Source organism: Mobiluncus mulieris ATCC 35243, assembly GCF_000160615.1.
GTDB classification, from domain to species: domain Bacteria; phylum Actinomycetota; class Actinomycetes; order Actinomycetales; family Actinomycetaceae; genus Mobiluncus; species Mobiluncus mulieris.
This window is the reverse complement of record NZ_GG668519.1, coordinates 464,826-476,940: the sequence shown is the minus strand read 5'-3', so window position 1 is coordinate 476,940 and position 12,115 is coordinate 464,826. Positions and strand designations below refer to the sequence as shown.

Sequence of the window (12,115 nt, the reverse complement as noted above, 5' to 3'; positions counted from 1 at the left end):
TTTCGTGACGGGAGTGTGCTTCACTAATATAGAATGTTTAGAGGTGTGCCAACCGGCACAGGTTTAGGCAAGGAGAAAGTAAAAGTGGCTCAAAGCAGCAACCCTTCTTTTCCGTCCCGTTATCGTGCGTCTGGCCGCTATGTGGAGGGTTTCGCCGACGCTTCGCCAGTTCGTCCCCCGGTGCTGACGGCACAGGGTCGCGAGGATGTGGAGAGGCTTCGCGCGAAAGTGCGTGCCCATAACCCCGGGTATATCTATGCCAACGGGGTTTCCTTGCCTTCCCAACTGCCCAGCGTGCCGGAACTGCTCGACGAACTGGCTCGGAATGTGGCCGGAGCGAAAGGGCGCAGCGAGTTGCCTGCCCGTCCGCTGCCGGAGGTGGAGCCTTCGGAGCTCGCTAAAGCGGGTTTTGATTGGCGAGCCATCGCGGATCGGGCAATAGTCGCGTTGGAACAAGGGTCGCACCGACCTTTGCCGTTGGCTAATGACCCAGAGGCTGCCGCTATTCCAGGTTTAAGCGTGATTGCTGCGGCTAGGGGGACAACACCGGAACCCAGTCCCTCGGAGTCGACTGAACCAACTCCGGCTGCGGGCAACGTTTCCGTGGAGTCAGAAGAACCGGTAGCGGTAACCGCGCAACCCGAGGTAGTTCCACCGGCTACGGAAGTCTTGCCCGAAGAACCGGTGGACGCGTCGATAGACACCGGGGCGATTGTGGAGCCTGAACCAACAGCCACCCCCGAGGTGGAAGCATTCGTGCAACCCTTGGAACCGGGAGAATCCGACACGCCGGAGGAATCTGTAGTATTGCCCGAGGAACCGGTAGTAGACACGCTCGCGGCTCCAGACTTGATGGAAACTGCGGCGGTTCAGGTTCCTGGGGAAGGGAACGGCGCGGCTTTCGAGGATACGGCTGGGGTTCACGAGGCGCCTCATGAAATGGAAACCGAGGCGACAGTGGCGAGCGAGTCAATGTCGGAAGATTTGACGGCAGCTCGAGTTTATGATGGCGAGGTTTTGGAGCCGGCTGGTAATGATGATGAGCTTTTTGTGGGTGACATTGAGCCCCAGCCAGAGATAGAGCCAATCCCGGCTGCACAGACTCTAGCTGCGGAGAGCCTCACCGCCGACTTAGATGAAGAGACCCCGGTTGAGAGTGCTTTAGTCGAGGAAATGCCTTTGGCGGAAACCCCGGCCGAGGTGAGCGGCGCGGCTTTCGAGGATATGGCTGGGGTTCACGAGGCGCCTCATGAAATGGAAACCGAGGCGACAGTGGCGAGCGAGTCGAGGTCGGAAGATTTGACGGCTGCCCGGGTTTATGATGGCGAGGTTTTGGAGCCGGCTGGTAATGATGATGAGCTTTTTGTGGGTGACATTGAGCCCCAGCCAGAGATAGAGCCAAACCAGGTAGACGAATTACCTGAAGAAATTTCGCCCCAACCGGCCGAGCCCGAGGAGGCCTTGGCGGTGGAAGAAGTCTTGCCCGAGGAAATTTCGGCGGTGGAAGAAGGCCTGCCCGAGGAGGCTCCGGAGGCAGAAGATGCTTTGCCCGAGGAGGCTCCGGAGGCAGAAGATGCTTTGCCCGAGGAAATTTCGCAACTAGCGGAAGCGCCTTTGCCAGACGCCACCGAAGAGACGTCCACAGAAACTGCGGATTCTGTGGACGAGGCACAGCTAGATGATGGCGATTCGCTGGAAGAACTGCCGGGAGAGATTCCGGCTGACATTATGGCTGAGGATTTGCCACCGACACTGCCAACCGAAGAACCCGATGTCGACGCTTTGGCAGAGGATTTGCCACCGACACTGCCAACCGAAGAACCCGATGTTGACGCTTTGGCAGAGGAATCCGGCGAGACTCCGACCCCCACGTTGTGGGACGACCTTCCGACTGCGATCCCTGGACAGGCGGAAGAAACCGAAGCCGGAGACGACGTTGCGATAGTCGAGCCGGAAGAAGATTTGGCCGCGCCGAGCGAAGAAATCAGACCAGAAGAGATGCTCACCCCTGAAGCAGAAACAGAACTGGCAGATTTCGACCTTGACGGTTTGGACTTGGACGAGCTAGACGAAACCCCATTGGAGGACAGCCTCAACGAGGAAATCACCGCTTTGGACGAAGCACTGCCCCCCGACGGACAAGCCACAGAAACTGGGACTGTAGAATCAGATGCTGACGCAGAGGTTTTGGCCATAGAACCCGAGGATAATATCGAGTCAACACTGGACACTTCAGTTGTCAATGAACTGCCGGGTAGCGCGGCAATCGGGCTGGAAGCCTCGGAACCGGTGGACACGGATTCAGGCTTTGAACCGACTGAGGTTGACCTAGGGGAATTTGAGTTTGACACCGTTACGGGCGAAGACGAGGACACCAGCGAAGAGGCGACAGAGTTCGAGCTGGCACCTCATGAAGTCGAAGACAACGAAAGCCTCGAAGAAAACATAACTAACGACGCGATGGGAGAACAAACCGACGACGCACCGGAAACCACCAGCGACGAGATACCTTTCGAGAGCACGCCAGACAGCGGCGACGCCGCCACAGACCCGTCGGAAGACTACGCAAGCGACGAAACCGGGGGAGACCTAGACGATACCGGTGGAGCCGACACGGAGTTATTCGAGGAAAACGCTGAAGACGACGAAACCCTGGCAGAAGTCGAAGCCGTAGAGCCTCCCGCCAAGAAGGGATTTTTCCGCCGGCTTTTCGGGCGCTAAACCACTGAATAGTGAAATTGCATTGAGAACCGCTAGAATACCAATAGAGTAGCCCGAGGAGGTGAACCTGCAGATGACAACGCAGCCAGATAGGATTATTTCACTGCTATCCAAGCAGTCCGAACATCCGGTGCGTAACTCTATCCTGTTTGCCTTTGGTTGGTTCTTCTTGATTTTTGTAGGTGCAATCTTGATGGTGATAATTGTGGTACCTCGGATTCAGGGATATGTCACCTATACCTGTAGTGATGACTCGATGAATAAGACTTTTGCCGGTAGTGATTTACTGGTGTTCCAAAAGATACGACAAACTGGGGCACAGAGCCTTAATCCCGGCGATATCGTGGCTTTCCAACCCGACAGTGGTAAGGAAGTATATCGGGTGGGGCGTGTGGAAAGCATTACCGGTAGCGCCGAAAGTATGCAGTTTGACGTAGCCTTCGATAATGCGCCGGCTGCCCAAGGGGTGACCTTGGACGAGATGCGTGGCCAGCTAATGTACAAGGTTCCGATTTTCGGTGCCACCTTTAGACTGTGGCCGTCTGCCGCCAAGTCTTTTATGCTGATTATGGTTTCACAGCTGCTGTTGATTTATGCCGGTTGGCAGATTGGTACTTCGATGATTAATGCTCGTGACCCACAACGTCAAGCCCGGGCAGCGCGGTTGCGGACGGCAGCTTTGGCCGGTAACCTCGAGACCACTCGTCAACGTTTGCGCCGCCAGGGGCTGCGCTAATTAGGCTCAATTGGAAATCATAACGAAAATTCATTAAGATTGACTCTTGGACTGTCTGACAGCCAGTGGATGGTTTTAAGCCGTAGAGATTTATTGGAGACGAGGACTAATGGGGAAAAAGGACGGAGTCATTGAGGTTGAAGGAACCGTAGTGGAAGCCTTGCCTAATGCGATGTTTCGCGTCCAGCTTGCCAATGAACACCTCGTTTTGGCACATATCTCTGGGAAAATGCGTCAACATTACATTCGCATCCTGCCTGAGGATCGTGTGGTTGTGGAGTTGAGCCCGTACGACCTGGATCGCGGCCGTATTGTTTATCGTTACAAGTAAGAGACAACTCGGAGGAATGATGAAGGTTTATCCTAGCGTCAAACCCATCTGCGACAAGTGTAAGGTGATTCGCCGCCACGGTCGCGTGATGGTGATTTGCGAGAACCCGCGTCACAAACAACGCCAGGGCTAGTCCCGCAGCGAGACGCAAAGCCCGAGCCTGTGGCCTCGGGATGTGACCCAAACCGGGTCAAGCATTCGACCAGCCGCCGGGTAAAACCGGTAGCAACCCTCGGTATCGAAGGCCGGGGCCGTGAAAGCGGGGGTTGAATGACGGCCTTCGAAAACAGTAGGAGAAAAATAAATGGCACGCCTTGTCGGTGTGGATTTACCGCGCGAGAAGCGCATGGAAATCGCGTTAACATACATTTATGGGATTGGACGTACTCGCGCCAAGGAAACCCTAGAATCAACCGGGGTCAGCCCCGATACTCGCGTCAAGGATTTGACGGAAGACGAACTGATTAAACTGCGTGACTTCATCCAGGCTAACTACAAGGTCGAGGGTGATTTGCGTCGTGAGGTAGCAGCGGATATTCGCCGTAAGATTGAGATTAACTGCTACCAAGGTCGCCGCCACCGCGCCGGGCTTCCGGTTCATGGCCAGCGCACCAAGACCAACGCCCGTACCCGCAAGGGACCCAAGCGTACCGTTGCCGGTAAGAAGAAAGCTAAGTAGAGGGGGCATCAACAGTTATGGCAGCAAAAACAGCTAGTAAGCCACGTCGTAAGGAACGCAAGAACGTTGCCGAAGGCAATGCCTATATTAAGTCCACGTTCAACAACACCATTGTTTCCATCACGGATCCGACTGGGGCAGTTATCGCTTCGGCATCTTCGGGTCAGGTTGGTTTCAAAGGGTCGCGTAAGTCTACTCCCTTCGCGGCGCAGTTGGCCGCCGAAGCAGCGGCACGCCGCGCCCAGGAACACGGGATGAAGAAGGTTGACGTTTATGTAAAGGGACCGGGTTCCGGTCGGGAAACCGCGATTCGCTCCCTGCAAGCCGCTGGGCTGGAAGTGGGTTCCATCCAGGATGTTACCCCCCAGGCACACAACGGCTGCCGTCCCCCGAAGCGTCGTCGCGTCTGATTAAGGCTCCCATCCCGGGTTATTCCGCTTGTATACAGGGAAATACTCGGGATTGTATTGAAGATTTACTAAATAGGAAACTCAAATCCCTTCGCCACGGATTTGAAGCCTAAACCGGTGTGGTGGCGGATGCCGGAAAGGAAATAAACAGTGCTTATTCAAGCGCAACCGCAGCTGACTGAAGAAGTTATCAATAACCAGCGTTCACGCTTTACGATTGAACCCCTAGAACCCGGGTTTGGGTACACTTTGGGGAACTCTTTGCGGCGTACGCTGCTGTCCTCGATTCCAGGTTCGGCGGTGACGTCGATAAAGATTGAAGGTGCTCTCCACGAGTTCACCACTCTGCCTGGAGTGAAAGAGGATGTCACTCAGGTAGTTCTAAATATCAAGGAGATTGTCTTATCTTCGGATAATGACGAACCTGTGGTGATGTACCTGCGTAAAACCGGTGAAGGTGAGGTCACAGTAGGTGACATCATGCCTCCTGCCGGGGTTGTCATTCATAATCCCGAGCATCACATAGCCACCCTCAACAAAGATGGCAAACTCGAGATTGAACTGACTGTGGAACGTGGTCGAGGCTATGTTTCGGCCGCGCAAAACAAGGATCCGGAAGCTGAAATATCTCGGATTCCGGTAGACTCTATCTACTCGCCAGTGCTCAAGGTTTCGTACCATGTGGAAGCCACCCGTGTCGAACAGCGCACCGACTTCGATCGGCTGATTGTGGATGTGGAAACCAAGAAAGCGATTTCCCCACGCGACGCGATGGCCTCGGCCGGTAAAACCCTGGTGGAGCTGTTCGGTTTGGCTCGGGCGCTCAATGCAGATGCCGAAGGCATCGAGCTGGGGTCGTCTAACACTGACTCGGCTTTAGCCGAGGATTTGGCTATGTCCGTCGAGGATCTTGAGCTGACTTCCCGCGCCTTGAACTGTTTGAACCGTGAAGGTATCAAGACGGTTGGTGACCTGGTGGCTCGCTCTCAGGCCGATTTGCTTGATATTCGTAACTTTGGACACAAGTCCATTGATGAAATCAAGGAAAAACTGGCCACTATGGGGATGAGCTTGAAGGATTCCCAAAACCCCGAAACTGACAGCGGCGTACCGCAGTTCAGCGATGAATTTTAAATCCATTCTTTACTAGAAAATATTGAAGGAGAAAGAATAATGCCAAAGCCCACGAAAGGACCGCGTCTTGGTGGCAGCCCGGCTCATGAACGCCTGATGCTGTCGAACCTAGCCTGTGCGCTGTTCGAAAACAAGGCTATTACTACCACCGAGGCTCGCGCTAAGCGCCTCCAGCCCCTAGCAGAGCGCCTGGTTACCAAAGCGCGTCGCGGTGATTTGCACGCCCGCCGTCAGGTGCTGGCTCGGCTGCGCAACAAGAGTGTGGTCGCACAGCTGTTTGAAGAGATTGCCCCCGCTATTGATTCGCAGCGTGAAGGCGGCTACACCCGCCTCGTTAAAGTAGGGAACCGTCGCGGCGACAATGCCCCGCTGGTCGAGATCTCCTTGGTGCTCGAGGCCGTAGAGAAGAAAAAGAAGGCCAGTGCCCCGGCTCCGAAGGCTGAAGCTCCCAAGAAGGAAGAGCCCAAGTCCGAAGAAGCTCCGGCTGAAGGCTCCAAAGAAGAGACTACAGAAGAGAAGGCTGAGTAGTCTCAGCTAGTTTCGAGTTGGGCTGGTTGGATATTTTATCCAACCAGCCCAATGCTTTAGAGTATGAACATCGACCGCAACCCGCAAATCTATAATTATTAAATGACCCGAATTCGCTTCGACATCCGCTACGACGGCCGTCCCTTTCACGGTTGGGCGCGACAACCCGGTTTACCCACGGTGCAAGGTGCCCTGGAAACCGCGCTGACGGTGTTGTTTCGCCAGCCCGTGACCCTGACGGTGGCGGGACGCACTGATGCGGGGGTTCACGCCACGGGACAGGTCGCGCATTTTGATTTACCTGATCAGTTTTCTGGCGACTGGTTGCGGGATGCTCACGACACGGAGTTCGCGGCTTCATTAGGTGCCATCGTGGCGGCGAGCAATCCGCCGGGGATCGCGAACTTCCAACTGTCAACGGGATTACACCGACGCTTAGAATCCGTTTTGCGCCTCGTGACCTCTGGGAACACCCCAACCATCCCCGGACTAAACCTGGACGACCAACCGATATACCCGCCCGAGGCCAACGGCGCCATTGTAGTGACAGCGGCGCGCCCGGTTCCCGACGCTTTCGACGCCCGGTTTTCAGCCCTCGCCAGGCACTACGAGTACCTGGTCATCGACGAGCCCACGGCGCGTAATCCACTGACGCGAAACACCTGTTGGTGGTACGGTGCGCCCCTCAATGTGGCACGGATGCATGAGGCGAGTGCCGGATTACTGGGCACACACGATTTCGCGGCTTTTTGTAAACCCCGGGAAGGCGCCACCACGATTCGCACGCTCAAGCAGCTCGGTGTAAGCCGGTTGGCACCGGGAGAGATTCGGTTTGACGTGGCAGCTGACGCGTTTTGCCACTCGATGGTGCGATCCCTGGTGGGGGCGCTAACCGAAGTGGGGCGCGGAAAACGGGATGCGGATTGGCTGGAACAAGCATTACACAGTGCGGTGCGGATTCCGGAAATCCCCTTGGCTCCAGCCCAGGGGCTGACCTTGGTGCGGGTGGATTATCCGCAAGCGCCTCATGAACTGGCCGCCCGGCAAAAAGAAACCCGCCAGCTACGCACCTGTGGTGAATAGCTGGCGGGTGGAAGTAACAGATTAGCCGGCCGACGGATGGGTCATGTCGAGGGGCACGACCCACTTGTCGAATTCTTCGGCAGTCAGGAAACCGGATTCCAAGGCAGATTCGCGCAGGGAAATGCCCTGGTGATGCGCGTTCTTGGCAATCTTGGCGGCCTTGTCATAGCCAATGTGGCGGTTCAAAGCGGTGACCTGCATCAGATTCGAGTTCAAATTGGCCTCAATCTTTTGGTAATTCGGCTCCAAGCCGCGAGCGCAATGCTCGGTGAAGGCTCGGCAGGTGTCAGAAAGCAGCCGGATGGATTCCAAAACGCACCAGGCCATCACTGGTTTGAACACGTTCAACTGGAAGTTGCCCTGGGAACCGGCGAAGCCGACAGTTGCGTCGTTGCCAAAGACCTTGACACACACCATGGTCATGGCCTCGCACTGGGTGGGGTTGACCTTGCCTGGCATGATGGACGACCCTGGCTCGTTTTCGGGAATCAAGAGTTCGCCGATGCCGTTGCGCGGCCCGGAAGCCTCCCAGCGCACGTCGTTGGCAATCTTCATCAAGGCGTCGGCCAACACCCGCAACGACCCGGAAACTTGCACCAGGGCATCGTGGGCGGACAGCGAGGCAAACAAGTTGTCGGCCTGCTTGAACTCCAAGCCGGTTTCTTCCGAAATCTTCTTAGCACACAGTTTGCCGAATTCGGGGTGGGCGTTCAAACCGGTGCCCACCGCAGTACCACCGATAGCCAGGCCACGAGCCTGCTGGTCGGCGAAATGGATACCCTCCAGGGCGAAGTCGAGTTGCGCGGCCCAACCGGACATTTCCTGACCCACGGTAATCGGGGTGGCGTCTTGCAGGTGGGTGCGCCCGACCTTTACCACGTCCATAAAGGCCGCCGCCTTTTCCTTTAGGACGTCGCGCAGTTCCTCGACCGCCGGGAACAGAATCTGGTTCAGTTCGCTGACCACCGCGATGTGCATGGCGGTGGGGAAGGTGTCGTTAGAGGACTGGCCACGGTTGACATGGTCATTGGGATGAACCGGGGTTTTAGACCCGAGCTCACCGCCGGCCTTTTCGATGGCTAGATTGGCGATGACCTCGTTGGCATTCATATTTGACTGGGTGCCGGAACCGGTTTGGAAAACCACCAGCGGGAATTCGGTATCGCGTTTTCCGGCGATTACCTCGTCAGCGGCGGCGGTAATCAGGTCGGCCACGTCGCCGGGCAGTTCACCCAGTTCCTTGTTAGCCAAAGCTGCGGATTTCTTTAGCACGCCCAGGGCGTGAATCATGGGGCGATTCCACACGAAGGTATCGCGTCCAATCGGGAAATTATGCACGGAGCGCTCCGTTTGCGCCCCCCAGTAGTGTTCGGATGGAACCTCGATGGTACCCATCGAGTCCTTTTCAATGCGTTTACTCATAGCTTCCAATTTAGCTTTTTTGAACCCGGGATGCGGCGCAACGGTGCCGCAGCCGGGATTTTTTCGGAAAATCATTGCCAAGTGCCGGTTGACCTGCCTAAAATTAAGCCGTCAACATGCTCGAGACGATTAAAAGGGAGATAAAGTTGAGTGCCGTAAATGTTAACAGTTCGTATCCCGCCTGGGCCGCCCCGACCACGAAACTTGCCGTGATTGGTGCCGGAGCGGTGGGTTCCACCTTGGCTTATGCCGCTACCGTCGAAGGAATTGCCGCCGATATCGTGCTTTACGACATCAACAAGGAGCGGGTAGAGGCCGAGGCCTTGGATATCGCCCAGGGCATCCAGTTCACCCCCACTAAGGCCGTTAGTGGTTCGGATGATATTGAAATCTGTCGTAACGCCGATGTAGTGGTGGTTACCGCCGGTGCGGCTCAGAAGCCCGGGCAAACTCGCCTGGAATTGGCGGAATCCACTGTGAATTTAATGAAAAACCTGGTGCCGAGCCTGCTCAAGGTCGCCCCGGACGCGATTTATATTATGGTGACTAATCCGGTGGACGTGGTGACGTATTGTTCTTTGAAGATTTCTGGGTTGGGGCGTTCCCAAATGTTCGGTTCCGGCACGGTTCTGGACACCTCCCGGTTGCGCTTGCTGGTCAGCCAGGCTACCGGGGTTGCCCCGCAGTCCATTCATGCTTATATCGCCGGGGAGCACGGGGATTCCGAGATTCCCTTGTGGTCGTCGGCCACCATTGGTAACGTGCCCTTGACGCAGTGGGACAAGACTGTTGACGGGGGGCATTTCGACAGCGAGCTTATGGATGAAATCGCCCACAAGGTGGTGCGTTCGGCTTACACGATTATTGAGGGTAAAGGTTCCACGAACTACGCTATTGGCTTGGCGGTGACCTCAATTTTGCGCGCGATTATGCGTGACCAGCACCGCGTCCAGTCGATTTCGACCTTGCTGGAGGATTGGCACGGGATTAGCGATGTGTGTCTGGCGGTGCCGACGGTTACCTCGCGGACGGGGGCGGGTAAGGTGTTGTGCCCCCCGCTGACTTTGAAGGAACGCGACGGGATGACTGCTTCGGCCGAGCGCCTGCGCCAGGTCGCCCGCGACCTCGGGTTCTAGCCGCGGGTTTGCGGCTTTGGGCTTTTCGTCCCGGTCGCGTTTTCCTGTTTCTAATAGTTCGTTATTGTTCATGAGGTGCCATCCGGGATGGCACCTCATGACCCTATTCCGGTCTATCTTGAAAAAAGTGGAGCGAGCTATTTACACACCGCAAGATATAGTGTAAATTTGGATTAAAATACTCTATTTTACAGGGGGAATGCGAGATGACGAAGAAACTGTTCCCCATGGTAGCGGTGGCAATTTTTTCGCTGGGAGCGAGTTTTATGGCACGTGCCGAGACGACAGGTAGTGAGGTTCCTGAAAATTGGCAAGATGAGATTGCCGGTATAGCTACCCTTGCCGAGGAGCAATATCCCCAGGACTTCACCACTAGCACCATCGACACGGACAAGGTTAAAGGTGCGGTCTATTTTAAAGCCGAGATTCCCCGTGAAATTGCCAAAAAAGCTGCGCGACTTCCCTATCTAGAGCTAGTGGGTGATACTGGAATATCGAACCTTGAGGCGCAAGATATTCACCACGAAATCGCCGATAAGATTCATCAAGAGAACCCTGATTTAAAATTCGGGTCATTTGTTGATTTTAAGAAACGCACTGTCGAGATTGAATTAGACTCTAGCCAGGCACAGGAACGAATGAGTAATAGTATTGCAGAAATCGCTAACAAACATTACGGCAAGCTGAAACTAAATATTAAATACGCTATCAAATCAAAATCTACTCTCGACGCTCTCTATGGGGGAGGTTTTATGAACAAATGCACTTCTGCGTTTTCAGTTGAATCAGAATATTTCAATTTTGGCAATGCCCTTCTTACGGCGGGACACTGCAACACGTCTCAATCTTACCAATCAATTCCGCTTACTTATGAAGGTAATTATGTGGGAGAACGCGGGGATTTCGCCGTGTACTCCACTACCGCCTACACGGCACCACAATATTATAGTAAGCCAGGTCATTTAGTGAATGTAACCGCAACAAGGAATCCTGCTGTAGGACAAGCCCTGTGTCGTAACGGAATGACAACAGGGCAGGAATGTGGGCAGAGAGTAGTTGCTAACGGGTATTGCGATTACACAGAGAAACCTCGAGTTTGTGGATTGACAGTTATGAATTCGAGACTGGCTCGTCGGGGAGACAGTGGAGGCCCCTGGTTTTCAAGCACTTATGCCTATGGCATACATTCAAGAGCCTTACTTTATGATAATTCAGCACGCGATGCTTTTACTCCCGTAAGAGCAGCCGAAAAATATCTTAATGTTAAGGTGAAAACTGTATAGTTATTTGCATATCTCAGATATCCTAAATCGCTCATGTTCGTACACGATTTAGTAACGCTGAGGACGCTAAAATATTAGGCATCGGTTTCCCGGGGCAAGACCGTGATTTCTAGGCCGGCCAACATGCTCTCCATCATGAGGTCGAAGTATTCTTGGCTCATTTGATCTTCGTTTTGCGGGTCGGCCAGGGGGACGAAATAGTTTTGCACCATTTCCGCCAGTGTCGGCGATTTGGCGGCCAAAACTTGCATTTGTGCTACCATCTGGTTCAGGTCATGGCGCTGTTTACCCCGCGTGGGGCTGCGCAGATTACGCGCCGTGATAATCCACAGAATCGTGTTGAGAATCATGGTGTAGGCCTGGGGGGCGTAGTGGCGGAAACCTGCTTCGTGTAATTTTCGGAAAGATTCTTCGAGTATCGGCAGCATTTCGGCACTCAGATTGCCGTACATCATTCTTTCGGTCACTCCTGGATGTTCCAGCAACACCGGGCGGAGGTTTTGCGCCAGCGCCATAAACCAGGCTTTCCACTCCAAGTTTTCATCGGGCAGGGGCACCGCGCCGACCAGTTGCCCGATGATGGCGTTGACAATGGCATCCCGGCTGGCGAAATAGTGATAAATCACCGAAGGCGCGACCTCTAGGTGCTGCG

The 12,115-nt window shown here is 54.8% G+C and carries 13 protein-coding genes; 11 read left to right on the top strand and 2 right to left on the bottom strand.

Annotation, left to right across the window (positions count from 1 at the left end; translation table 11 throughout):
- Positions 1–45: 45 nt before the first annotated feature.
- From HMPREF0577_RS07140 to HMPREF0577_RS07105, 9 genes are all read left to right on the top strand, one after another.
- A complete protein-coding gene (locus HMPREF0577_RS07140) occupies positions 46–2,721 on the top strand; it encodes an ATPase (RefSeq protein WP_248613750.1) in 2,676 nt (891 codons plus the stop codon).
- Between the two features lie 73 nt (positions 2,722–2,794).
- Positions 2,795–3,457 carry a S26 family signal peptidase gene (locus tag HMPREF0577_RS07135; RefSeq protein ID WP_004013126.1) on the top strand — a complete coding sequence of 221 codons (663 nt, stop codon included), beginning with the start codon at positions 2,795–2,797 and terminating at the stop codon, positions 3,455–3,457.
- Positions 3,458–3,566: 109 nt separating this feature from the next.
- Positions 3,567–3,788, top strand: coding sequence for a translation initiation factor IF-1 (gene infA / locus HMPREF0577_RS07130; RefSeq protein ID WP_004013125.1), 222 nt, complete (start codon positions 3,567–3,569; stop codon positions 3,786–3,788).
- Positions 3,789–3,807: 19 nt separating this feature from the next.
- Entirely contained in the window at positions 3,808–3,921 is a 114-nt protein-coding gene (rpmJ, locus tag HMPREF0577_RS11090) for a 50S ribosomal protein L36 (RefSeq protein ID WP_004013124.1), read from the top strand.
- 171 nt (positions 3,922–4,092) lie between these two features.
- Entirely contained in the window at positions 4,093–4,467 is a 375-nt protein-coding gene (rpsM, locus tag HMPREF0577_RS07125) for a 30S ribosomal protein S13 (protein WP_004013123.1), read from the top strand.
- A 17-nt stretch (positions 4,468–4,484) separates the two neighbouring features.
- Positions 4,485–4,877: a 30S ribosomal protein S11 gene (gene rpsK, locus HMPREF0577_RS07120; RefSeq protein WP_004013122.1), complete on the top strand. Its 393-nt coding sequence runs from the start codon at positions 4,485–4,487 to the stop codon at positions 4,875–4,877.
- Between the two features lie 150 nt (positions 4,878–5,027).
- Positions 5,028–6,011, top strand: a complete 984-nt coding sequence (locus tag HMPREF0577_RS07115) for a DNA-directed RNA polymerase subunit alpha (RefSeq protein ID WP_004013121.1) — start codon at positions 5,028–5,030, stop codon at positions 6,009–6,011.
- A gap of 39 nt (positions 6,012–6,050) precedes the next feature.
- Positions 6,051–6,539 (top strand): 50S ribosomal protein L17, encoded by a 489-nt coding sequence (gene rplQ / locus HMPREF0577_RS07110; protein WP_004013120.1) that lies wholly within the window; start codon positions 6,051–6,053, stop codon positions 6,537–6,539.
- A 102-nt stretch (positions 6,540–6,641) separates the two neighbouring features.
- Positions 6,642–7,622 (top strand): tRNA pseudouridine synthase A, encoded by a 981-nt coding sequence (locus HMPREF0577_RS07105; protein ID WP_004013119.1) that lies wholly within the window; start codon positions 6,642–6,644, stop codon positions 7,620–7,622.
- A 21-nt stretch (positions 7,623–7,643) separates the two neighbouring features.
- Here HMPREF0577_RS07105 and fumC read toward each other — a convergent pair whose 3' ends face one another.
- Entirely contained in the window at positions 7,644–9,044 is a 1,401-nt protein-coding gene (gene fumC / locus HMPREF0577_RS07100) for a class II fumarate hydratase (protein WP_036342677.1), read from the bottom strand.
- 116 nt (positions 9,045–9,160) lie between these two features.
- Here fumC and HMPREF0577_RS07095 point away from each other — a divergent pair, with 116 nt between their 5' ends.
- The gene (locus HMPREF0577_RS07095; RefSeq protein WP_004013117.1) at positions 9,161–10,180 is read left to right on the top strand and encodes an L-lactate dehydrogenase; all 1,020 of its coding nucleotides are present in this window, start codon (positions 9,161–9,163) and stop codon (positions 10,178–10,180) included.
- Between the two features lie 206 nt (positions 10,181–10,386).
- Positions 10,387–11,463 (top strand): S1 family peptidase, encoded by a 1,077-nt coding sequence (locus HMPREF0577_RS07090; RefSeq protein ID WP_004013116.1) that lies wholly within the window; start codon positions 10,387–10,389, stop codon positions 11,461–11,463.
- Positions 11,464–11,537: 74 nt separating this feature from the next.
- On the opposite strand, the gene HMPREF0577_RS07085 is transcribed toward HMPREF0577_RS07090, so the two are convergent.
- The coding region (locus HMPREF0577_RS07085) for a TetR/AcrR family transcriptional regulator C-terminal domain-containing protein (protein WP_004013115.1) at positions 11,538–12,115 on the bottom strand (578 nt) is incomplete at its 5' end.

Coding starts and splice junctions, on each gene's coding strand:
- HMPREF0577_RS07105 (WP_004013119.1), top strand. CDS start 6,642: ATGACCCGAATTCGCTTCGACATCCGCTACGACGGCCGTCCCTTTCAC.
- HMPREF0577_RS07135 (WP_004013126.1), top strand. CDS start 2,795: ATGACAACGCAGCCAGATAGGATTATTTCACTGCTATCCAAGCAGTCC.
- rpsK (WP_004013122.1), top strand. CDS start 4,485: ATGGCAGCAAAAACAGCTAGTAAGCCACGTCGTAAGGAACGCAAGAAC.
- rpsM (WP_004013123.1), top strand. CDS start 4,093: ATGGCACGCCTTGTCGGTGTGGATTTACCGCGCGAGAAGCGCATGGAA.
- infA (WP_004013125.1), top strand. CDS start 3,567: ATGGGGAAAAAGGACGGAGTCATTGAGGTTGAAGGAACCGTAGTGGAA.
- rplQ (WP_004013120.1), top strand. CDS start 6,051: ATGCCAAAGCCCACGAAAGGACCGCGTCTTGGTGGCAGCCCGGCTCAT.
- rpmJ (WP_004013124.1), top strand. CDS start 3,808: ATGAAGGTTTATCCTAGCGTCAAACCCATCTGCGACAAGTGTAAGGTG.
- HMPREF0577_RS07090 (WP_004013116.1), top strand. CDS start 10,387: ATGACGAAGAAACTGTTCCCCATGGTAGCGGTGGCAATTTTTTCGCTG.
- fumC (WP_036342677.1), bottom strand. CDS start 9,044: ATGAGTAAACGCATTGAAAAGGACTCGATGGGTACCATCGAGGTTCCA.
- HMPREF0577_RS07095 (WP_004013117.1), top strand. CDS start 9,161: ATGCTCGAGACGATTAAAAGGGAGATAAAGTTGAGTGCCGTAAATGTT.